This is a genomic window from Proteus sp. G3927 (genome assembly GCF_963894685.1).
GTDB lineage: Bacteria > Pseudomonadota > Gammaproteobacteria > Enterobacterales > Enterobacteriaceae > Proteus > Proteus mirabilis.
This window is the reverse complement of sequence record NZ_CAWQGX010000035.1, coordinates 23,439-46,772: the sequence shown is the minus strand read 5'-3', so window position 1 is coordinate 46,772 and position 23,334 is coordinate 23,439. Positions and strand designations below refer to the sequence as shown.

24 protein-coding genes and 1 other annotated feature are annotated in these 23,334 nt (G+C 39.4%); of the genes, 6 read left to right on the top strand and 18 right to left on the bottom strand.

Going from position 1 to position 23,334, the window contains the following annotated elements:
- Window position 1: 1 nt before the first annotated feature.
- The 17 genes from arnD to AACV00_RS17175 all read right to left on the bottom strand — a co-directional run bounded on the left by arnD (window position 2) and on the right by AACV00_RS17175 (window position 16,923).
- Window positions 2–895: a 4-deoxy-4-formamido-L-arabinose-phosphoundecaprenol deformylase gene (gene arnD, locus AACV00_RS17250; RefSeq protein WP_004242622.1), complete on the bottom strand. Its 894-nt coding sequence runs from the start codon at window positions 893–895 to the stop codon at window positions 2–4.
- Window positions 895–2,877 (bottom strand): bifunctional UDP-4-amino-4-deoxy-L-arabinose formyltransferase/UDP-glucuronic acid oxidase ArnA, encoded by a 1,983-nt coding sequence (gene arnA / locus AACV00_RS17245; RefSeq protein WP_004251444.1) that lies wholly within the window; start codon window positions 2,875–2,877, stop codon window positions 895–897. Before arnA ends, arnD begins: the two co-directional genes overlap by 1 nt.
- Window positions 2,877–3,857, bottom strand: coding sequence for an undecaprenyl-phosphate 4-deoxy-4-formamido-L-arabinose transferase (gene arnC, locus AACV00_RS17240; protein WP_004242618.1), 981 nt, complete (start codon window positions 3,855–3,857; stop codon window positions 2,877–2,879). Before arnC ends, arnA begins: the two co-directional genes overlap by 1 nt.
- The gene (gene arnB / locus AACV00_RS17235) at window positions 3,857–5,002 is read right to left on the bottom strand and encodes a UDP-4-amino-4-deoxy-L-arabinose aminotransferase (protein WP_004251446.1); all 1,146 of its coding nucleotides are present in this window, start codon (window positions 5,000–5,002) and stop codon (window positions 3,857–3,859) included. The genes arnC and arnB overlap by 1 nt, the downstream gene beginning before the upstream one ends.
- A gap of 134 nt (window positions 5,003–5,136) precedes the next feature.
- Window positions 5,137–5,886 carry a vitamin B12 ABC transporter ATP-binding protein BtuD gene (locus AACV00_RS17230; RefSeq protein ID WP_004242614.1) on the bottom strand — a complete coding sequence of 250 codons (750 nt, stop codon included), beginning with the start codon at window positions 5,884–5,886 and terminating at the stop codon, window positions 5,137–5,139.
- A gap of 1 nt (window position 5,887) precedes the next feature.
- Entirely contained in the window at window positions 5,888–6,922 is a 1,035-nt protein-coding gene (gene btuC / locus AACV00_RS17225; RefSeq protein WP_004251448.1) for a vitamin B12 ABC transporter permease BtuC, read from the bottom strand.
- Window positions 6,923–7,204: 282 nt separating this feature from the next.
- A complete protein-coding gene (gene ihfA, locus AACV00_RS17220; RefSeq protein ID WP_004242612.1) occupies window positions 7,205–7,501 on the bottom strand; it encodes an integration host factor subunit alpha in 297 nt (98 codons plus the stop codon).
- 4 nt (window positions 7,502–7,505) lie between these two features.
- Entirely contained in the window at window positions 7,506–9,893 is a 2,388-nt protein-coding gene (pheT, locus tag AACV00_RS17215) for a phenylalanine--tRNA ligase subunit beta (RefSeq protein WP_108717007.1), read from the bottom strand.
- 14 nt (window positions 9,894–9,907) lie between these two features.
- Complete coding sequence (gene pheS, locus AACV00_RS17210; RefSeq protein WP_004242610.1) at window positions 9,908–10,891, bottom strand: phenylalanine--tRNA ligase subunit alpha; 984 nt, start codon at window positions 10,889–10,891, stop codon at window positions 9,908–9,910.
- A 102-nt stretch (window positions 10,892–10,993) separates the two neighbouring features.
- Window positions 10,994–11,116: a sequence feature (Phe leader region), on the bottom strand.
- Window positions 11,068–11,115 (bottom strand): pheST operon leader peptide PheM, encoded by a 48-nt coding sequence (pheM, locus tag AACV00_RS17685; protein ID WP_120655563.1) that lies wholly within the window; start codon window positions 11,113–11,115, stop codon window positions 11,068–11,070. Its footprint overlaps the feature before it by 48 nt.
- Before the next feature lie 99 nt (window positions 11,117–11,215).
- Complete coding sequence (gene rplT, locus AACV00_RS17205) at window positions 11,216–11,572, bottom strand: 50S ribosomal protein L20 (protein ID WP_004242609.1); 357 nt, start codon at window positions 11,570–11,572, stop codon at window positions 11,216–11,218.
- A gap of 43 nt (window positions 11,573–11,615) precedes the next feature.
- Complete coding sequence (gene rpmI, locus AACV00_RS17200) at window positions 11,616–11,813, bottom strand: 50S ribosomal protein L35 (RefSeq protein WP_004242608.1); 198 nt, start codon at window positions 11,811–11,813, stop codon at window positions 11,616–11,618.
- 94 nt (window positions 11,814–11,907) lie between these two features.
- Entirely contained in the window at window positions 11,908–12,447 is a 540-nt protein-coding gene (infC, locus tag AACV00_RS17195) for a translation initiation factor IF-3 (protein WP_012367833.1), read from the bottom strand.
- Window positions 12,448–12,450: 3 nt separating this feature from the next.
- Window positions 12,451–14,379 carry a threonine--tRNA ligase gene (gene thrS, locus AACV00_RS17190; protein ID WP_004242605.1) on the bottom strand — a complete coding sequence of 643 codons (1,929 nt, stop codon included), beginning with the start codon at window positions 14,377–14,379 and terminating at the stop codon, window positions 12,451–12,453.
- Between the two features lie 281 nt (window positions 14,380–14,660).
- Window positions 14,661–15,572, bottom strand: coding sequence for a fimbrial protein (locus AACV00_RS17185; protein WP_004251460.1), 912 nt, complete (start codon window positions 15,570–15,572; stop codon window positions 14,661–14,663).
- 225 nt (window positions 15,573–15,797) lie between these two features.
- Window positions 15,798–16,484 carry a helix-turn-helix transcriptional regulator gene (locus tag AACV00_RS17180; protein WP_012367831.1) on the bottom strand — a complete coding sequence of 229 codons (687 nt, stop codon included), beginning with the start codon at window positions 16,482–16,484 and terminating at the stop codon, window positions 15,798–15,800.
- A gap of 91 nt (window positions 16,485–16,575) precedes the next feature.
- Window positions 16,576–16,923, bottom strand: coding sequence for a tRNA-binding protein (locus tag AACV00_RS17175; RefSeq protein ID WP_004242601.1), 348 nt, complete (start codon window positions 16,921–16,923; stop codon window positions 16,576–16,578).
- Between the two features lie 266 nt (window positions 16,924–17,189).
- On the opposite strand from AACV00_RS17175, the gene AACV00_RS17170 reads away from it, so the two are divergent.
- Window positions 17,190–17,786, top strand: a complete 597-nt coding sequence (locus AACV00_RS17170; protein ID WP_004242600.1) for a GNAT family N-acetyltransferase — start codon at window positions 17,190–17,192, stop codon at window positions 17,784–17,786.
- Between the two features lie 106 nt (window positions 17,787–17,892).
- Window positions 17,893–18,627, top strand: coding sequence for a MarC family NAAT transporter (locus AACV00_RS17165; RefSeq protein WP_004242597.1), 735 nt, complete (start codon window positions 17,893–17,895; stop codon window positions 18,625–18,627).
- Here the strand turns inward: AACV00_RS17165 and AACV00_RS17160 are convergent.
- Window positions 18,579–19,280, bottom strand: a complete 702-nt coding sequence (locus AACV00_RS17160; RefSeq protein ID WP_004242595.1) for a transglycosylase SLT domain-containing protein — start codon at window positions 19,278–19,280, stop codon at window positions 18,579–18,581. The two genes, AACV00_RS17165 and AACV00_RS17160, sit on opposite strands and share 49 nt — an antisense overlap.
- Window positions 19,281–19,670: 390 nt before the next feature.
- Between AACV00_RS17160 and AACV00_RS17155 the strand changes: the two genes are divergently transcribed.
- Genes AACV00_RS17155 through AACV00_RS17140 form a run of 4 tightly spaced genes read left to right on the top strand, consistent with a single transcriptional unit; the run spans window position 19,671 to window position 23,231 of the window.
- Entirely contained in the window at window positions 19,671–20,579 is a 909-nt protein-coding gene (locus AACV00_RS17155) for a metal ABC transporter substrate-binding protein (RefSeq protein WP_004242594.1), read from the top strand.
- Window positions 20,576–21,463: a manganese/iron ABC transporter ATP-binding protein gene (locus AACV00_RS17150; protein ID WP_004251467.1), complete on the top strand. Its 888-nt coding sequence runs from the start codon at window positions 20,576–20,578 to the stop codon at window positions 21,461–21,463. The genes AACV00_RS17155 and AACV00_RS17150 overlap by 4 nt, the downstream gene beginning before the upstream one ends.
- Before the next feature lie 2 nt (window positions 21,464–21,465).
- Window positions 21,466–22,377, top strand: coding sequence for a metal ABC transporter permease (locus AACV00_RS17145; RefSeq protein ID WP_004242585.1), 912 nt, complete (start codon window positions 21,466–21,468; stop codon window positions 22,375–22,377).
- Window positions 22,374–23,231, top strand: a complete 858-nt coding sequence (locus AACV00_RS17140) for a metal ABC transporter permease (RefSeq protein ID WP_004242584.1) — start codon at window positions 22,374–22,376, stop codon at window positions 23,229–23,231. The genes AACV00_RS17145 and AACV00_RS17140 overlap by 4 nt, the downstream gene beginning before the upstream one ends.
- The last annotated feature ends 103 nt before the right edge of the window (window positions 23,232–23,334 follow it).

The following is a 23,334-nucleotide window of genomic DNA, read 5'->3' as shown; positions in this document are numbered from 1 at the left end:
GTTAGACCTCTTGTTGGCACCCTAACCAGCCTTCTCGACCTGGAAAGTCAGATCGGACAACTTTACCCATCGGAAGCATGTCTATATCTTGTGGTAGTAGATGGCTTAATGGACAGAATTCGATGCCTTCGTTTGCAATCATTGCCAATAACTGCTCAAATTGAGCCGCTTTTGACATTCCCTCAACTTCGGTATGAATAGTATAAACAGGTATACCCTGATCTTTTTTGATTTCATCAATAATAAATTGATTAAAATCTTCGTCCTTTACCTTAGTACCGACCACTTCATCATAAGTTGGTAATGTTACTGGAATTTGCACTGTACCGATAGAACCATTTTCTAGAACTGGCCTAAATGGATGCGTTCCCCGACAATCACTATTGTAGTCAAATTGGAAAGCTTCTTTAACCATTAGAACACGTTCATCAGCACGCCACCCAGCAACCGCAGAACATTTTACAGGTTTTTCAAGTGCTTTTTCCAGTGCTTCTACACCTAAACGAACCTGTTGCATTAATTCTTCTGTTGACCAACGGCCTACTTTAGCTTGCCAACCTTGATGATCCCATGAGTGTAATCCGACTTCATGCCCCGCATCTTGGGTTTGTTTCATCAAATAGCCTAAATTTTTGGCAATTTTTTTACCCGGCCACGCCGTACCGGCCAATAGAATATCCAGTCCATATAATGAAGCGGCATTCGACCTTAGCATTTTCCACAGAAATTTCGGTTTTAAAAGGCGCCATAAATGGCGCCCCATATTATCTGGACCGACACTGAAGAAAAAGCTGGCCTGAATGTTATGCTTGTTAAAGACATCCAGCAATTGTGGAATACCTTCTTTTGTACCTCGATAAGTATCCACATCGACTCTCAAGCCAACTTTCTTCATTACTTATTACCTAACTCTTCAACTGCACCACGTAAGAAGAAGTCTAATGTCTCTTCTACCGTTTGGCGTGTTTCGATAGTTGGTTTCCAATCTAACAGACGCTCAGCATTTTTGATGCTTGGTTTGCGGTGTTCAACATCTTGATAGCCTTTACCGTAGTAGCTGCTACTTTCGATTTTCTTGAAGCCAGCAAATGGAGGGAAGTGACCGCGTAACTCATGTTTTTCAAAGCAATCTAACAGCATTTCTGCTAGCTCACGAATACTTGCTTCGTTAGTTGGGTTACCGATATTGATGATCTGACCATCACATTTGTTATCACGATTTTCAATAATGCGGAATAATGCTTCAATACCATCATTAATATCAGTGAAACAACGTTTTTGCTCACCACCATCAACCAGTTTAATCGGTGAACCTTCCACTAAGTTCAAAATTAACTGAGTAATTGCACGAGAGCTACCAATACGCGCTGAATTTAAGTTATCAAGACGTGGCCCCATCCAGTTAAATGGACGGAATAAAGTGAATTTCAGCCCTTCTTTAGCACCATAAGCCCAAATAACTCGGTCTAATAACTGTTTAGAAACAGAGTAAATCCAACGTTGTTTATTAATAGGACCAACGATTAAGCGTGAATTATCTTCATCGAACTCTTTATCATCGCACATACCGTATACTTCTGATGTGGATGGGAAAATAATACGTTTATTGTATTTAACACAATAACGAACAATTTTTAAGTTCTCTTCAAAATCTAATTCAAATACACGTAATGGATTACGGGTATATTCAATCGGTGTTGCAATCGCTACTAATGGCAAGATCACATCACATTTCTTGATGTGATACTCAATCCATTCTGTATGAATGCTGACATCACCTTCAATAAAGTGGAAACGAGGGTTACCAATAAAGCGTTCAATTGCTGATGAACCGATATCCATACCGTAGATATCATAGTTACCATCTTTTAATAGACGCTCGGTTAGGTGGTTACCAATAAAGCCATTGACACCTAAAATCAGTACACGTTGACGACGTTTGACTTGTGCTGTTGCTTTTGGTCCAACGCGTACATCTGTCACGATCCCCATTTCAGTGGCTAAACGGCTGCCTTGAACATAAAGACCATTTTCACTTTGACCTGTGATAACTTCAATTGCACCTTTCGCACATGCGATAACTAAAGGCTTAGTCGAAATAACAGTACCCGGACGTTTACCTTGGTTATCTGCCACTGGACGTGCGCGCCAGATAATCATTTTGCGCTCACCTAAGAAAGTGAAAGCACCTGGGTATGGTTCAGTAACGGCACGAACTAAATTATGAACCGTTTTAGCATCTGCATTCCAGTCAATTAAACCATCATCAGCACAACGACGACCATAATAAGTTGCTTGGCTTTCATCTTGCGCTGTTGTTGAATAGTTACCTGAGGCGATATGCGGTAACGTATGAGCCATTAATTTCGCCGCAGCTTCTCTGACTTTTTCATGTAAAATTAATGAAGTATCAGTATCTTCAATCGTTACTTTTTCTTGTGCAACGATATCACCAGCATCTGCTTTAGCCGTCATTTTATGTAAAGTGACACCTGTTTCAGTTTCACCATTGACAATGGCCCAATTGATAGGTGCACGACCGCGATATTTAGGTAATAAAGAGCCATGTAAATTAAATGCACCTTTAGGTGCTAAATTCAGGATCTCATCGCTTAGCATATGGCGATAATAGAAAGAGAAAATGACATCTGGCTTCATCTCACGAATACGCTCAATCCATAATGGATGATTAACGTTTTCTGGAGCAAACACGGTTAATCCCATTTCTGCGCTAACACGCGCTACGGATGAGAAGAAATGATTTTCGTTAGGATCGTCAGTATGGGTAAATACAGCTTGAATATCGAAACCCGCTTTTTCAAGTGCTTTTAAACCAACACAGCCAATATCATGATAGGCAAATACTATTGCTTTCATTAGTCTTCTTCCTGATTTTTGTTGGGTTTTTTAACGCCAACCACTTTTTGGATAAAATACCGAGGACGCGCTCTTACATCATTATAAATTCGGCCTATATATTCACCTAATAGACCCATTGCAACGAACTGCGCACCGATAAACATGAATAAGATAGCAAAGAGTGTAAACACTCCGTCTGCCGCCCAAATTGCACCGAAAATAAGTCGTAGTACAATCAGTAATACGGCAAGTAAAAAGCCGGCAACAGCAATCACACTACCTACGACACTTAATAAACGTAATGGTGCAGTTGTCAGACAGGTTAATAAGTCGTACATCAAATTGATGAGTTTTAAGAAACTGTATTTTGAATCACCATATTCACGCTCAGCGTGAGCGACTTCAATTTCAATCGTACGACGAGCGAAGGTATTCGCTAAAATTGGGATAAAAGTACTACGCTCATGGCATTGCAACATCGCATCAATAATATGACGACGATATGCTCTTAACATACAACCATAATCTCCCATTGAACGACCTGTTGCCTTGGTTATCATGGCATTAATCATTTTAGAGGCCGTTTTACGAAACCACGAATCTTGACGGTTACGGCGTCGAGTTCCGACAACATCATACCCCTCTTCTGCGGTTGCCACTAAACGAGGGATCTCCTCTGGTGGGTTTTGTAAATCAGCATCTAAGGTAATGACTAAATCCCCGTCAGCTTGGTTAAAACCCGCCATAATAGCGGAGTGTTGACCATAGTTGCGATTTAAAATAATCGCAATAACATGGTTATCTTCAATGTTGGCAGCTTCTTCTAGCATTTTTGCTGAATTATCGCTGCTTCCGTCATCAACAAGGATCAGCTCATACTCTTGTTCTAACTGTTTACAGCTTTTGATTGTTCGCTCTAAAAGCTGTGGGAGACTCTCTTCCTCGTTATAAACGGGAATAACGACTGATACTTTATTGATTTTTTCAAATGTTGACACTAGATATGCTCCGAAAGAATTTCATTGATCGCATCGACAACGCGAATAACATCTTTATTGCTCATATCAGGAAACAGTGGCAGCGAGCATAACGTTGCAGAGTTCCATTCTGATTGAGGAAGGGATAACGAAGGGTAGCGCTCACGATAATATTTTTGTGTATGCGCAGCACGGAAATGAAGCCCTGTACCAATCTCTTTTTGTTTGAGTTTTTCCATAAATGTATCACGATCGATACCACAGACATTTTTATCAACTCTGACCATAAAGAGATGGTTAGCATGTAAGTGTGGATATTCCGGCACACTTAACATTTCCAATGGTGAATCTTGAAGTTTTTCACGATAAAGGGCAACTAACTCAGCACGTTTAGCATTCATTTCTTCTAAGCGACTTAATTGCACTACCGCGATAGCAGCATGAATATCCGAGAGATTATATTTATAACCAGGCTCAACGACTTCCGCTTGAGGTTTACGTCCTTGGATTTGACGATCAAAAGCATCAACACCCAAACCATGAAATTTTAAGCAACGGACTCGATTGGCTAATTCATCATCGTCCGTAACAACTAATCCACCTTCGGCACAAGTGACATTTTTAATAGCATGAAAAGAAAAAATAGAAGTTCCCTTCTCACCTATCCATTCATCTTTATATCGAGTACCTATCGCATGTGCTGCATCTTCAATTAGAGGAATGCCCGCCTCATCAGCAACCGCTCTGAGTGCATCAAGATCACAAGGCGCTCCGGCATAATGCACAGGGATAATTGCTTTGGTTCTTGGGGTAATCGCTTTTTTTACCGATTCAGCGCTAACCATTAATGTGTCACGATCAATATCGACCATTACTGGCTCTGCGCCTAATAACGTAATGATATTGATAGTTGATACCCAAGTTTGGGAAGGTGTAATAACTTCATCACCAGGCCCTATTCCCATCGCCATCAAAACAACATGCATACCCGCTGTTGCAGAACAAACCGCAATAGCATGTTTGCTACCAAATTTTTCACAAAAATCTTGTTCTAGCTGATGATTTTGGGGACCTGTTGTGATCCAGCCGGAGCGTAAAACGCTTTCAACTGCTTTAATCTCTTCATCCCCGATAGCAGGACGGGAGAATGGAAGAAAGTGACTCATAAAAATGTAGCCTAATTAATGAATGAATAAAAACTAATTATATACAATTTGCTGTTTCACAGCACCCGTTGTTATTAAGAAAGCCTTAAAGAAGGCTTAATAATTTCCGATGCGCAGACTCTGACTCAATAACATCACTCTATTACTTGCCAAATTACACTATTTGCTGATCTATTACATCTAATCTTAGTATTAAATGTAGTAGATAATAAATTTTCATCCAACAAAAGTGCTGAGTCACCTGAGTTGATTATTTTTCCCTCTAACATAAACCATAACTTATCTGCTTTTAGATAAGAATGATTCAAATCATGAGTACTCATAATAATACTGCCACCTTGTAGACAAAATTTATCTAGCCATTTATCCAATAAAGTAAGTTGTACAATATCTAAATTATTTGTCGGCTCATCAAGCATCATTAATTTTCCTGTTAAATCATCGCTTGACCATAATTGTATAAAAGTGGCAACAATCCGAACGCGTTGCCATTCCCCACCAGATAAATGATGAATATTTTTTGACAATAATTTATTGATTTGAAAATCGCTTAATAGTGCATTCAATTCTTGAATATCCATTTTTGATAACTGATAGGATAAAGAAAGATAATGAAACACTGGCATAAATGGCAAAGCTAACGATTGTTGTCTAACAACGCTTTGTATTCTAGAAAGTTCGGCAATTTTATAATCTCTCATTGAAGTTTCGTTTAAAAATATATTTCCAACGTATGAAACTTCACCAGCAATGGCCATTAACAACGTACTTTTACCCGCCCCATTCGCGCCAATTAAATGAATGCGTTCGCCATCATTAACTTGTTCAGTAATACCATATAGTCTTTTATTGACAGCTAATTTATATAGTTTTAATTGTGCCATATTATAAGCGCTCCATCTGTTTAGTGGCTAATAACCAAATAAAAAGAGGTGCGCCTAAGGTGGCAGTTATCACGCCAATAGGGACTTCTGCGCCATTTAACATCAGCCTTGATATTAAATCAGCGAATATCAGTAAACTCGCTCCCGTTAAAGCACAGCCCGGTAACAAGGTTTTATAATGTGTGATACCAGACAATCGTAATAAATGCGGTACAATCAACCCGACAAAACTAATTGCGCCGGCTAGAGCAACGCTAAAACCAATTAATAAACCAACGGTTAAAATAAACCAATTACGCCATATAATCACAGAGATGCCGAGTTTTTTGGCTTCAAAACTCCCCAGAGAAAGGTAATTTAAAATATCGGCTTGCCAAATAAGAAGTGTGATGATTGGAAGTAATGCCCAAAATAATATTTGGTGGCGCCAGTCAATGCCACTAAAGCTCCCCATAAGCCAGTACATTAATTGTCTTAAATCTAACGCAGAGCTAAAATAGACCAGCCAAGTCATAACAGCACTTGCTAATACCCCTAATGCTACGCCTATTAATAATAATTGAGCATTAGATAGCTTTTTTATTTGTGAGAAAAACATTAATAAGCAGGTGATCCCCAAAGCCCCTAATATCGCGGCACTGCTTATTAACCAGTATGCAGTTCCTAATTGGAAAACAATCAGTAACACAACACAAACACCCGCACCACTGCTTACACCTAAAAGTCCCGGCTCTGCTAACGGATTTTCAAAGATTGCCTGCATAATGGCACCAGCAATAGCTAAGCTTGCGCCAACCATCATCACAGCCAATATTCTTGGAAGCCTAATTTGCCAAATAAATAAACTAGCTTCTTCAGTGAGCCATTTATTGGGGAATAACCAAATTTCACCGGCTGAAAGTGAGATAACAATAAGAACAAATAAAACTAACACCAGCAAAGTGAGTTTTAGCTTATCACTAATTTGCTGTTTGTTTCGTAATTGATTAAGCGGATCATCATATTGATTATTCATATTGTTTAGTAAATAGCCCATAAATTACGCTATTTTTATAAATATATTGCTAATAAATGTAGGGCAACATAACACAGTCCCTTTCAATGAAGAAAATATAATTTTCTATCCTAAGGAAATAAACCTTCCAGTATGATTAATTTTAAACCAATGATTATTCCCCTCAAGCACATCTTATTTAAACAATAAAATGACTATTAGGCGCTATCACAGATAAGCAAAAGAAAAATAGAAGGAGTAAATCGTAGAAGTAAGTCGCAAAAAAAACGGCTTTCAATAGAAAGCCGTTTTGGTGTTTAAGTATTACTCTTTTGGTGTCGCATTTTCAACCCGGCTTTTTAACTTTTGTCCCGGGCGGAAAGTTACAACACGGCGGGCTGTAATAGGAATATCTTCCCCTGTTTTCGGGTTACGACCTGGGCGCTGATTTTTATCACGTAGGTCAAAGTTTCCGAATCCAGACAGCTTCACCTGTTCTCCATTTTCCAGAGAACGACGCACTTCCTCAAAAAAGGCTTCTACAAGGTCTTTTGCATCGCGTTTGCTAACGCCAAGTTTTTCAAACAGATTTTCTGCCATTTCAGCTTTTGTAAGCGCCATAGGTCTAGTCCCTCAAGGATGCTTGGAATCGCTGTTTCAATGCTGCAACACAGGTATTGACTGTGGCAGCAATCTCATCTTCTTCCAGAGTATGCTCGATATCCTGCAAGATTAAGCTAATAGCGAGGCTCTTATAACCCTCCGCTACTCCCTTACCACAATACACGTCAAATAAGTTTATGCCAACTATTTGATTTCCGCCAACTTTCTTACATTCAGCTAAAATATCTTCTGCAGCCACATCATTTGGAACAACTACAGCGATATCTCTACGATTCGAAGGGAAACGTGAAACAGCTTTCGCTTGCGGTAAATTGCGGTTTGCGATTGCGTCCCAACGTATTTCGAATACTACCGTACGGCCGTTTAAATCAAGTTTACGTTCAAGCTCTGGGTGAACAACACCAATACAGCCAATATATTCATTTCTCAGATAAATCTCAGCACTTTGTCCCGGATGGAGCGCTGAATGATTGGCTGGTTTAAATGTAATTTCATCTAACTGGCCTGTCAATTCCAGAATTGATTCAATATTACCTTTCAAATCAAAGAAATCAACAGTTTGCTTCTCTAAAGTCCAATGTTCTTCATAACGGTTGCCCGCGATCACACCAGCTAGCATAAGTTCCTGACGTATTCCATATTCTGCTTGATTATCAGGAACAAAACGCAGACCTGCTTCAAATAACCTAACTCTAGCCTGTTGACGGTTCTGATTGTAAACCACTGTGGTTAATAATCCGGTCAACAATGACAAACGCATGGCTGACATATCGGCAGAAATTGGGTTAGGTAAGATCAACGCTTCTTCATTAGGATGTAGTAAGCTTTGGATCTTCGGATCAACAAAGCTATAAGTGATAGCTTCTTGGAATCCATTATCAACCAGCATGGTTTTTACACGTTTTAATGGCAGATCCGCTTCACGGTGGTCTGTCATAATCAGATCGGCACGTAAAGGTACATCTGGAATATTGTTATACCCGTAAATACGTGCAACTTCTTCAATTAAGTCTTCTTCAATTTCAACATCAAAACGCCATGAAGGCACAGTGGCTAACCACCCGTCATTTTCAACGGTGACGCCAAAACCTAAACGTGTTAACGAATCAACAACTTGTTCATCATCAATAACATGACCTAATAAACGGTCTAATTTTGCACGTGTTAATTTGATAGGAGCGACATGGGGTAAATAGCTGTCATTGGTGACATCAATAATTTCACCCACTTCACCACCACAAATTTCGAGTAATAATTTCGTTGCTCGCTCAATGGCCTGATATTGCAGCGCTGAATCAACACCACGCTCAAAACGATGAGATGCATCGGTATGTAAACCATAACGACGTGCACGGCCGGTGATCGCTAATGGAGAGAAGAATGCGCACTCTAAAAATACGTTTTTAGTTTCTTCATTAACACCAGAAGATTCACCACCGAAAATACCTGCCATTCCTAATGCTTGTTTTTCATCAGCAATAACCAGTACATCATCTTTTAAGGTGATTTCATTACCATCAAGTAAAGTTAGTTTTTCACCCTCTTTGCCCATACGAACAACCACAGCCCCATCGACATGGTCAAGATCAAACGCATGTAATGGTTGTCCCATTTCAAGTAAGACAAAGTTAGTGATATCAACGATTGGATCGATAGAGCGAATACCACCACGACGTAATTTTTCTTGCATCCATAATGGTGTGTTCGCTTTCACATTCACATTAGTGAAAACACGACCTAAATAGCGAGGACAAGCTTGTGGTGCTTCAACTCGCACAGGAAATGTCCCTGAAGAAGTGGCTGCAATTGGTGACATATCAGGGATTTGGCATGTCATTTTATTAATGACCGCGATATCGCGAGCAACACCCATAATACCTAAGCAATCTGCTCGGTTTGGTGTAATGCTGATTTCAATCGCATTATCATTTAATTTTAAGTATTCGCGAATATCGGTACCGATAGGTGCATCAGCAGGTAATTCGATAATGCCTTCATGGTTTTCTGAGATAGCTAATTCAGAAAAAGAGCACAGCATACCTTCTGAAGGCTCACCACGTAGTTTGGCTGCTTTAATTTTAAAGTTACCCGGTAATACCGCCCCAACCGTTGCTACAGCAACTTTTAAGCCTTGGCGACAATTTGGCGCACCACACACGATGTCCAATAAACGCTCACCACCGACATTGACTTTTGTCACTCGTAGTTTATCTGCATTTGGGTGTTGTCCACATTCAACCACTTCACCCACAACAACACCGTGAAAATCACCGGCAACAGGCTCTACACCATCAACTTCAAGGCCAGCCATGGTTAGCTGTTCAGAAAGCTCTTCGCTACTAATTGCTGGGTTTACCCACTCACGTAACCAAAGTTCACTGAATTTCATGAGATAATCCCACCTTATTTAAACTGTTTGAGGAAACGAAGATCATTTTCGAAGAATGAACGTAAATCGGTGACACCGTAACGTAACATAGTTAAGCGTTCCATACCCATCCCGAAAGCAAAACCAGAATAAACTTCAGGATCGATACCTACATTACGCAACACATTTGGATGCACCATACCGCAGCCCAAGACTTCTAACCATTTGCCATTTTTACCCATTACATCAACTTCGGCTGAAGGCTCTGTAAATGGAAAATAGGATGGGCGGAAGCGAATTTCCATATCTTCTTCAAAGAAGTTTTTCAGAAAATCGTGCAGTGTTCCTTTTAAATTAGTGAAGCTAATGTCTTTATCAACAATTAAGCCTTCAACTTGATGGAACATTGGAGTATGTGTTTGGTCATAGTCATTACGATAAACACGGCCAGGTGCAATAATGCGGATCGGTGGCTGTTTATTTTGCATAGTGCGAATTTGTACACCAGAGGTTTGAGTACGCAATAAACGTTTAGCATCAAACCAGAAAGTGTCATGATCAGCTCTTGCAGGGTGATGAGCAGGAATATTTAACGCATCAAAGTTATGATAGTCATCTTCAATTTCAGGGCCTGATTCCACAGAGAACCCTAATTCGCCAAAGAAAGTTTCAATACGTTCAATTGTGCGAGTAACAGGGTGCAGACCACCATTTTCAATACGACGTCCAGGCAAAGAGACATCAATTTTCTCAGCCGCTAAACGTTCGTTTAATAGTGCTGATTCCATTTGTTCTTTACGAGCGTTCAGTGCTTGCTGAACCTCTTGTTTTGCCTGATTAATGACCGCTCCAGCAGCTGGACGCTCTTCAGCGGGTAAGTCGCGCAGCGTGGACATCTGGAGCGTTAAATGACCTTTTTTCCCCAAGTATTCAACACGAACCGAATCCAGCGCAGCAACATCCTGTGCCTCTTCGATAGCTGCTTTAGCTTGAGCAACGAGTTCAGCGAGATGTGGCATCGTTTCCTCTTCCTTTGACCTGATGAGGTCTATTAGTTGTTATCAATGATGACGATTAAAAAATTGCCCTTTTGATTTCTGAACTCAAGTTTGAGTACTGAAAACAAAAAAGCCTCCAAAATGGAGGCTCCGGCGCTACTTTTCGTTTCTTTTCTTACGCGCAAAAGCCCCCAAAATTAGGCGCTAAAGTAAAAAAAGAAGCGGAAAAAAGCGATATTTAACATTGAGACATTCTCATTATGTGTAACTTATTGAATTTTACCATTAAGCCACAAATTTAGACAAAATAAAAGAGGGAGTTAACTCCCTCTTCCATTGACTTAATTAAGCCAGAGCACCTTTCGCTTTTTCAACTAAAGCAGCAAATGCAGCTTTGTCGAATACAGCGATATCCGCCAGGATCTTACGGTCGATTTCAATAGATGCTTTTCTTAATCCATTGATGAAACGGCTGTAAGACATGCCGTTCTGACGAGCTGCTGCGTTGATACGCGCAATCCACAGCTGACGGAACTGACGTTTTTTCTGACGACGGTCACGGTACGCATATTGACCAGCTTTGATAACAGCCTGGAAAGCTACACGATATACACGAGAACGTGCACCGTAATAACCTTTAGCTTGCTTTAAAATTTTCTTGTGACGAGCACGGGCGATAACACCACGTTTAGCGCGAGCCATATAACACTCCTAATGTCTATAATTCTGTTAAAAAAACTGATACTTATGCGTATGGTAGGCAAGCTACGACCAGGCCTAAATCTCCTTTAGAGATCATACCTTTTGGACGTAAATGACGTTTACGCTTAGTTGATTTTTTAGTCAGAATGTGACGGAGGTTAGCGTGCTTACGCTTAAAACCACCACCTGCAGTCTTTTTAAAGCGTTTAGCTGCACCGCGTACTGTTTTAATCTTTGGCATTTCTATAATCCACTTCGCATTGTTAATAACATAAAATAATAAGGCGAATAGCAGTCAGTCAATAAAGACTGACGCTATTACTTGAATTGCCTAACTATTTCTTCTTCGGCGCTAGCACCATGATCATCTGACGACCTTCAATCTTATTAGGGAAAGATTCAACAGAAGCCAGTTCATCCAAATCTTCACGGATGCGATTAAGCATTTCCATACCGATTTGTTGGTGTGCCATTTCACGACCACGAAAACGCAGTGTGACTTTGGCTTTATCGCCATCTTCAAGAAAACGAATCAGGTTGCGTAGTTTGACCTGATAGTCGCCTTCATCTGTACCAGGACGGAATTTAACTTCCTTGACCTGAATAACCTTTTGTTTCTTTTTCTGTTCTTTGAGAGTCTTACTTTTCTCATAGAGGAATTTGCCGTAGTCCATAATACGACAAACTGGCGGCTCGGCATTAGGACTGATTTCAACTAAATCAGCACCTGCTTCCTCGGCTTTCTCAAGAGCCTCTTTCAGACTAACAACTCCAATCTGTTCGCCGTCTAAACCTGTTAAACGAACTTCATGAGCGCGAATCTCACCATTGATACGATTCTGACGCGTTGATTGAATTCTTTTTCCGCCTTTAATACCTTATTCCTCCAACTGATGAAGACTTCTGCTTCTGATTTCTTGCAGAAGTTTTTCTTTAAAATCGTTAACGTCGATACTGCCAAGGTCTTTACCTCGACGAGTACGAACCGCTACTTTGCCTGATTCGACTTCTTTATCACCGCAAACAAGCATGTACGGAACACGACGTAAAGTATGTTCACGAATTTTAAAGCCAATCTTCTCATTTCTCAAGTCTGCTTTTGCACGAATTCCGGCATCTTGCAATTCTTTGACGAGTTTTTGTACATAATCAGCCTGTCCATCCGTGATATTCATCACGACAACCTGCTGTGGTGCTAACCAAGTCGGGAAGAATCCTGCGTATTCTTCAGTTAGAATACCGATAAAACGTTCTAATGATCCTAACACCGCTCGGTGAAGCATAACAGGTACTTTACGCTCATTATTTTCAGCAACATAAGAAGCGCCTAATCGACCTGGCAATGAGAAGTCCAGCTGTACTGTACCACACTGCCATGCACGATCTAAACAGTCGTAAAGTGTAAATTCAATTTTAGGGCCATAAAACGCCCCTTCACCCGGCTGATATTCAAATTCAATATTGTTATCAGTCAAGGCTTTTGCTAAGTCTGTTTCTGCAATATCCCATAAAGCATCTTCACCGATGCGTTTTTCTGGACGAGTAGACAGCTTAACAACGATTTTTTCAAATCCGAAAGTAGAATATACATCATAAATCAATTTGATGCAGTTATTTACTTCACTTAAAATTTGTTCTTCTGTACAGAAGATATGTGCGTCATCTTGTGTAAAGCCACGAACACGCATTAAACCGTGTAATGCACCAGAGGGTTCATTACGATGACAGCTACCAAATTCAGCCATACGTAATGGTAAATCACGGTAAGAACGTAGACCTTGTTTAAAAATCTGCACGTGGCCTGGGCAGTTCATAGGTTTGATACAATATTCACGGTTTTCCGAAGAAGTAGTGAACATATTCTCTTTGTAGTTTTCCCAGTGACCTGTTTTTTCCCAAAGAACACGATCCATCATAAATGGACCTTTTACTTCCTGATAATCATATTCTTTTAATTTGCAACGTACAAATGTTTCTAACTCACGGAAAATAGTCCAACCATCATTATGCCAGAAAGCCATACCCGGCGCTTCTTCTTGCATATGATATAAATCAAGTTGTTTACCTATTTTACGGTGATCACGTTTAGCGGCTTCTTCTAAACGTTCTAAATAAGCTTTTAACTGTTTCTTATCAGCCCAAGCGGTACCGTAAATGCGTTGTAGCATTTTGTTATCGCTATTACCGCGCCAGTATGCACCTGCGATTTTCTGTAATTTAAAGTGATGGCAGAAACGCATGTTTGGCACATGGGGGCCACGGCACATATCAATATATTCTTGGTGATGATAAAGTGCTGGGTGTGCATCTTGACTGATATTTTCATCAAGGATAGCGACTTTATAATCTTCACCACGAGCAACAAAAGTTTCCCGTGCTTGTGCCCAAGTTACGCGTTTTTTAATGACATCGTAATCTGTTTTCGCCAACTCTAGCATACGTTTTTCTAACGTTTCTAAATCTTCCTGCGTCAGAGAATGATCTAAATCCACATCATAGTAGAAACCATTTTCGATAACAGGACCAATCGCCATTTTGGTTTGTGGCCATAACTGTTTAATTGCGTGTCCTAATAAGTGGGCACAAGAGTGACGAATAATTTCAAGACCTTCATCGTCTTTTGCGGTAATAATCGCCAGTTGTGAATCTTGCTCGATTAATTCGCAAGCGTCCACCAGCTCACCATTAACGCGCCCTGCAATGCAGGCTTTGGCAAGTCCAGGACCGATATCTGCAGCGACATCCATGACAGAGACTGCATTTTCAAATTGACGTTGGCTCCCGTCAGGAAGAGTAATAATTGGCATTTAAAATCCTTAGTTACAGTGGTGACCCATACGCAAGATCACATGCATTCTTAATTTTACTTTAAAATTTAATACGTTATTAGCAGTTACTTGCTTCACTCTGCAAGTTATGTACACCAAAGTGTTTAGGATAATAAAAGTGCTTTGGCATACTGCTATAACTCAAGCGTGATATTATCATAGCAACAACAAATTATATATGCTTTTAATTGCGCGAGTATATCTGTCTCCATTTGCTATTTACGCTAATTAAAATCATAGATATTAAATTAATAAATAATTCACTCATATATAAAGTTAACATCTATAATTGATTTTACTTTTCCAGCAGTTACACGCTCGCCAGTCATACCATACCTCGCCTTTAAACCTAATGAAGTCGACGAATTAACTCTACCTAAAGATATTGCTTTATTAGCAGGGATTACATATCCATTACGCATTAATTGAACCCCCATACCTTTAGAGACTTCCCCTGCAGAGCCTGCTAAATTAATAAAGGTTGTATCATCATCAGTGGTTTGTCCGGAAAGATAAAATGATATATTTTGTGGTTGCGCGCAGTGAATATTTAAATTGACCGGTGCTTCGCCTGGGTAAGGAGGTAAATTAACATTGACATTTCGGCTACTAACGTCGCATCCACTAATTGGCATTGTAACATCATATTTAGACACTATTTCCCACGTAAAATATTTAGGATTACCACCATCCCAATCCGCTATTTTATACATATTAATAGTTGCAATAGTTTCACCCGATCTAATGAGTACTCCTCCTGCTGGTGAGTTATTTATAGGCGTTAAATACAACATCATCGGCATCGGCATAGGGGTAAGATCACCGATATGTAAAACTTTAGTCGCACTATTTAAAGGTAATGAATATGTATTTCCATACCAATATACTGAACCACTAAAATTAAATAGTGGCCCAGATAAGCCCGTCCCTGGTTCTAAATTGATATGGTCAACATCTTGCCATCCACCATAACTATTCCAACATTTTAAATGCCTAGAGAGATCAACAATTAAATTCTGATAAGGTTGCACCTCAGCCTCTAATTGCACATAAATATTATAATTACCAGACTCAATATCATATCCATTATCAACACTGCACCCAAAAGATAATGCATATGCTGAAAAGAAAACAAAAAAAGGATAAAGAAGCCCCTTTATTATTAAATTCATTTACATATCCAATTTAAAAATATTAGTTAATATTATTTTAGCAATACATATAGATTTTGACAAAAAATATTAATAATCAATGAAATACATTCAAAAAAAGACTATACAAATAATATAACCTTGTTATTCTCTATTTATCCACAATAAATAGAGAATAAAAAATAAATTAATAAAATTAATTAATAAATCACATATCAAAAGTCAGCATTTTTATCAGTAAGTCGTTTACTGTCGATATTCACTGGGGGTTTTATGAAAGTATTGACGAAAAGCTTGGCTAAAAGCCGAATGTGAATCATACCCTACCGCTAAAGCAATATTTTCAATCGTTAATGATGTGTATTTGAGCAACTCTGCGGATTTAGCGAGTCGCTTTTGCATCACATACTGCATAATAGATATGCCTAATTCCGCTTTTACTTTGCGCTGTAGCGTACTGATTGATATGTTTAATGCACCAGCAATATCAGAAGCTGTTAATGGCATATGCAGTTTATCTTCTAGCCAGAGATCTAATTTATCCCCCCAGCTTGGTTGTACTTTCATTTGGGCTAATAGCAGACGTGCGAGAGTGGAATGATGTTCTGGCGCTTGAGGGTATTGATGTACCCACGCTAATAATCCTATTGCTGCGGGTGATAAGGCAAACATTCCCCCTCTTTCATTCAGTCGCCACTGTGATGTGACAGGAAGTTCTAAAATAAGATTTTTATTATTGAGATGACCAGCAAAAGCATGATCGATGGTAGGTGGGATAATTAAATAGTTTTGTTGAGAAATAAGAAAATCTTGCCGATTGAAATTAACTTCCATCGTTCCGGTTAAGCCAAAGATGATCTGCCAGATATTCTCATGCTGATGTGATACCGTATCTTGTGTATAACATCGCAAATGTAATTCAGGTAATAACAAAACATCCCCTTACACATTAACGCTCACAGTGAAATAAATACTACAACAAAATCGCTGTGAGCGTTAAAAGAAAAGGACAATTAGCTATAGATCATGCTAAACGAGCCCCATCAGGCACAGGTAAATTAAATTCTGCGAGAACGATAGCACCGTTTTCATCAGCAGCCCCGGTAATCAACACCTCAGACTTGATCCCTGCAATCCGCTTAATAGGAAAATTGCAAACACATAAAACTCGGCGACCAATTAGCTCTTCAGGGGTATAATTCACGGTAATTTGCGCACTAGAGCGTTTAGTCCCTAGCTCTCCCAAGCTGACTTCCATTACATAAGCGGGTTTCTTAGCTTTTTTATTTATTTCAGCACTTATAATTGTGCCAACCCGCATTTCTACCCGTAAAAAGTCATCCCATTCGATGGTGTTGGTGGTGTCTGTCATATTGCTACCTATTATTTTATTGCTATATCTTCATTAAGATTATCGAATAAGTATAGATTAGCATGACATCGGTATCCTGCCCTGTTGCTAAGCTGTCATTCTCTGTTGTTAAACACTCATGACGTTATTTTTCTCTTTATACAAAAACAAATTCTTAAGCTATTTTTAATCACCGTTAAAATAAGCGTACCAATTAATAAATTTGTTATGTATAAAAAGTATTCTTGCCTTGAAACTATTTAATACACCGACTTAGAGAATCGCCTATGAGAAAGATAACAGACTGGACTACCTTAGAAGGTAATTTAGTACGTTTAGTACCATTAAGCATGGAGCATGCATCACCATTACGTGAACTGATTGCTAAAGATAGGCCTGATGAACTTTGGTTTACCACAGTTCCTTCTGTCACTACATTAAAACAAGATATTGAGCATAAAAGACAATTACAAAAACAAGGAGTAATGCTTCCTTTTGCCGTTATTGATAAACGCCGTGAGCGTGTGGTGGGAGTGACGACCTATATGAACGTAGATAACCATACACCTCGAGTAGAGATTGGTTCAACATGGTATGCAAAAGAGGTACAAAGAACGGGTATTAATACCGAGGCGAAATATCTATTACTTAAATATGCATTAGAAGATCTGCAATGTATTGCTGTTGAATTCCGCACTCATATCTTAAATCAAACCAGTCGTAGAGCAATTGAGCGTTTAGGTGCAAAACTCGATGGCATATTACGTAATCATCGTTTAACCACCAACGGTCAACGCAGAGATACCTGTATCTATAGTATTACCGATTATGATTGGCAAGCGGTGAAAACACATCTTGAGTGGTTAATGAAAAAATACCTATAACCTTCTTATAAATATAAAAATATTTCTTGATATCAACACTATTATTACTATTTATTTGCTATGATCGGTAGCCTTAATTACCTGTTGTTAGGAGCCTTTACACTCTATGTACTCTGTTTACCAGTTTTTTCAGGCTATCGGTCTTGGTCTTATTTTACTTCTACCGCTAACTAACCCACTCACCACGGTCGCGCTTTGGCTTGGTCTGTCGGGGAATATGACCAAGGAACAGCGTAATCAACAATCCTTTATGGCATGTGTCTATATTTTTATTATTATGACCATCGCTTTTTATGCGGGTCGTGTAATAATGACGACCTTTGGTATCTCTATTCCAGGCCTTCGTATTGCTGGGGGGATGATCGTTGCTTTTATTGGTTTTAGTATGTTATTTCCCCATACTCCCAATGTGGACGATCCGCTTTCAGAAGAAAAAAATCCGCATCGAAATCCTCAGGCGCCCAATATTGCTTTTGTGCCCTTAGCCATGCCAAGTACCGCAGGGCCGGGAACAATTGCGATGATCATCAGTACAGCAGCATCAATTCCTTCACGTACAGATATTGCGCAATGGGTATTGTACGTTGCACCTATTACCACTTTCTTTTTAATTAGCCTGATTGTTTGGCTTTCACTGCGCGGTTCAACCGGTATTATGCGCTATCTCGGTCACAGTGGTATTGATGCCATTTCTCGTGTTATGGGATTTTTATTAATTTGCATGGGAGTTCAGTTTATGATTAATGGTGTACTTGAAATCATTGCTGATCTCCCCGCTTTATTACAACAAGCTCAATCAGCGGCTGCTGCCAGCTTATCAGAAAAGTTATCCGCTAAATGATAAGCTGCTTTGACCTTCGCTAAATAGCGTGGTGCTTGAGATGCTGGATGATTTTTTTCAACGTAACGATAAAAATCATCCGCGCTCATGGCATTAATTTTGGCAATCGCCGCATCTCTATTTTTATCAAAAGTTCTGAGTAATGCACCCGCCCCATTCACATAAGCCAAAATAGTCGCGTAATAGAGTGTTTCAGGATTGGAGATCCCAGATAAATGGCGCTCTCTTAATAATTGAATATAAGCAGTACCTAAATCAATATTAGTAGCCGGATCTTTTAGCTGAGCGGTGGTTGGTTGCCCTGCTTTTCCTCTATTTTGATAAATATCTCTCCCCGCTGTGGATGCCTTTATTTGCATTAATCCAACCGCATTCGATTTACTTATCACTTCTGGCCTAAAATTAGATTCTACCTGAATAATGGCTTTAATTAAGGTTTCATCAACACCATAACGGGCTGAAGCTTGTTTAATATGCTCATCAAAAGGGGTGTTTTTCCATTGAGCAGTAGAAATTGAGGCATTATTAACTCTGTGCTCTACAGGCTGGCTATTTAAAAATCGCGGTGTCTCTTTTTTCGCCGTTTGGTGATTGGGATCTGCACACCCTGCCAGCAGTAAAATTGCCAAAGGAAATATTATGTTGGTCTTCACACGTTATCCTCATCATTTCGCCCTATGCTTTATAGGAGATTATTAAAAAACACAAACCTAACGCTGTCCATTAAAAAAATGGACTAAGGATAAGCTTCTCTCATAAAAACAGATACCTTAACCAGCAGTAAGCCATGATTTGGCTGTAAATTTCATCAATTGTGAGTATTAAACAACCTTTCACACCAATAGTTACCATCGATTGTTAATTTTTATAAAGAAAGACGACAATTTACTTAACATTTATTGAAATACATGCTGTTATCTTAGTATCAGCTGTTATCAAATAGCTATTTTCACTTTCACACAGAGATAACTTGACTTTTTTGAAATGATATTGATAATCATTATCAGTTAGAGAATTCCACGAAAATTATAAGGCTATATAATATGGATATGTTCCGCTCTGTAAATAAAATTTCGCTTACGGCATTATGCTTAGTTGCCTCAATCTTCTTTATAACCCCTGCACAGGCAAAAGATAAGCTAAAAGTTGTCACGACTTTTACTATTATCCAAGATATCGCACAAAATGTTGCTGGCGATGCTGCCGTTGTTGAATCTATCACCAAACCCGGTGCAGAAATTCATGATTATCAACCAACACCAAAAGATATTGTCAAAGCGCAAAAAGCTGATCTTATTTTATGGAATGGGTTAAACCTTGAGCGTTGGTTTGAACGTTTTTTCAATGAATTACGTAATGTGCCTGCGGTCGTTGTCACTGAAGGTATTACCCCTATGCCTATTCGTGAAGGGGCTTATAAAAACAACCCAAACCCACATGCATGGATGTCGCCTAATAATGCATTAATTTATATCGAAAATATTCGTAAAGCGCTCGTTGAACACGATCCAGATAATGCCGCAATTTATAACCAAAATGCCGCGCGTTACGCTGAACAAATTAAACAACTTGATGCGCCATTAAGAGCAAGATTAGCGCGTATTCCTGAAGAAAAACGCTGGTTAGTAACGAGTGAAGGTGCCTTTAGCTATTTAACCAATGATTATGGTTTTAAAGAAGTGTATTTATGGCCAATTAATGCAGAAGAGCAAGGCACCCCACAACAAGTAAAATACGTGATTGATACCGTAAGAGAACACCATATTCCTGTCGTGTTTAGCGAAAGTACGATTTCCGATAAACCTGCTAAACAAGTGAGTAAAGAGACTGGTGCAAAATATGGTGGCGTTCTTTATGTAGACTCACTTTCTGCCCCAGGTGGAGAAGTCCCTACTTATATTGATCTACTTAATATTACTGTCGATACCATTGCGAAAGGATTTGGACAATGAATGATAAAAAAATAAATCCTACTCTTACTGTTGATAATGCAACGGTAACCTATAACAACGGTCACACTGCTATTTATGATGCAAGTTTCTCTATCACTGGTGGCACAATTTGTGCCCTAGTGGGCATCAACGGTAGTGGTAAATCCACACTTTTTAAAACCATTATGGGATTAGTCAAACCCTCAAAAGGTACCGTAACATTAAATAATCAACCTATTCAGCAAGCACTTAAACAGAATATGATTGCTTATGTGCCACAAACAGAGGAAGTTGACTGGAACTTTCCTGTACTGGTTTCTGATGTGGTGATGATGGGACGTTATGGAAAAATGGGTTTTTTTCGTATTCCATCGAAACAAGATCATGAAGTGGTTGAAGCTTGTTTAGAGCGTGTCGGTTTATCAGGCCTTGGACATCGCCAAATTGGTGAGCTATCTGGTGGGCAGAAAAAACGGGTATTCTTAGCACGAGCAATGGCACAAGAAGGCACCGTACTGCTATTAGATGAACCTTTTACTGGCGTGGACGTAAAAACAGAAAATGCCATTATTGAATTATTACGTAACTTGCGTAAAGAAGGTCACCTAGTATTAGTATCAACTCATAACTTAGGTAGTGTACCCGAGTTTTGTGATCACGTTATTTTAATTAATAGAACAGTGCTTGATAGCGGGCCAACAGAAACCACCTTTACCCAAAAGAATTTAGAGCATGCTTTTGGTGGCGTATTGCGTCATATCAGCTTATCAGGCCCTGATCTTCACGACGACGACGATCCACGTTCACTTACCGTTATTACTGATGATGAACGCGCTGCCGTTTTCTATGGTCACCATGAACAACATACTCCCGCTCATCAAAGTAAGCGTAAACAAGGAGATTAGCCATGCTAGAATTACTCCTACAACCTTTTGAGTATAACTATATGGTAAAGGCTATCTGGGTAAGTGCCTTAGTTGGTGCTGTCTGTGCCTTTTTATCTTCTTACCTTATTCTTAAAGGTTGGTCATTAATGGGAGATGCCCTCTCCCACTCCGTCGTTCCCGGCGTTGCCGGTGCTTATATTTTAGGGCTGCCATACGCAGTGGGTGCTTTTTTTACGGGTCTACTTGCTGCTTTATCAATGACTTTTATTCGTCACATCACACGATTACGTGAAGATGCGGTGATTGGCTTTATTTTTTCTACTTTTTTTGCTTTTGGTCTGTTGCTGGTTTCATTAAACCCTACTGCCGTCAACGTTCAGACCATTATTTTAGGGAATATTCTCGGCATTGCTGATGAAGATGTCTGGCAAGTCGTTATCATTACTGGTGTCTCTTTTCTTATTCTATTTTGTATGTGGAAAGATTTATTAGTTGTATTTTTTGATGAAGTACATGCTCGCTCTATTGGTTTATCCCCTTTAAAACTAAAAATCATCTTCTTTACCTTGCTCAGTGCATGTACCGTTGCTGCGCTACAAACGGTCGGCGCTATCTTAGTTATTGCTATGGTGGTTACGCCTGGCGCTACCGCTTATTTACTCACTGACCAATTTAAACGACTCGCTATTATCGCTATTTGTATTGGTACAGTAACCAGTGCTGTTGGTGCTTATCTAAGTTATTTCTTTAATGGTGCTACGGGGGGCGTTATCGTCACAATGCAAACCGCCCTTTTCTTATTAGCCTTCTTATTTGCGCCTAAACATGGCATGTTGGCAGCCCGTCGCCGCGCACGTCAAAGTTCACAAGCACTTATTTCACAATCCCAGCATCCAAAAGACGTTACTCAACAAGAAGAGGTGCAACTATGAATGAATTAATGGAATTTTTCATTGAACCTTTTCAATATCCTTTTATGCAACGTGCAATTATTGCCGCGGTTATCATTGGTATCGCCTGCGCTATTTTATCTTGCTATATGGTGTTAAAAGGTTGGTCACTAATGGGAGATGCTATTTCTCACGCTGTTTTACCTGGCGTGGTATTAGCTTATGTCACTGCAATTCCTTTAACGATAGGGGCTTTTCTTTCGGGCCTATTTTGCTCATTTGCAACAGGTTATTTAAAAGAGCATAGCCGAATAAAAGAAGATACGGTAATGGGAATTGTCTTTTCTGGTATGTTTGCTGTCGGTTTGGTGATCTTCGCTAGTGTAGATACTGACCAACATTTAATGCATATATTATTTGGTAATATCTTAGGTATCACCCCAGATGTGCTTATACAGATTAGTGCTATTTGTTTAATTACTATTACTATTATGCTGGTTAAACAAAAAGACTTTATGTTGTATTGTTTCGACCCTAATCAAGCAAGAATTGTCGGTCTCCCGGTCGCTTTATTACATTATGGCTTACTCTCTATTTTGGCGTTAACGATTGTCGCCTCGATGCAAGCCGTTGGGATTATTTTAGTGGTCGCCATGCTGATTTCTCCGGGGATCACCGCTTATCTATTAACGCGAAGCTTCTCTCGAATGATCACACTCGCTATCCTTTTTTCTGTTATATCGAGTGTTATTGGTACATTTATCAGTTTTCATATTGACGGTGCCACAGGCCCTTCTATTGTACTCACGCAAGCGGTGTTCTTTATTATTGCATTACTCTGTAATCAGATTAAATTGGCAAAAATAAAACGGCAAACTAAACCCGCCAATGCCTAATGAAAATCTTTATTGCTATAAAAACGGGATAATCATCCCGTTTTTTAGTTTTATACTGTATTGATTTAATTAAAGTGTTATTGTCATAGTATAAACATCGCTC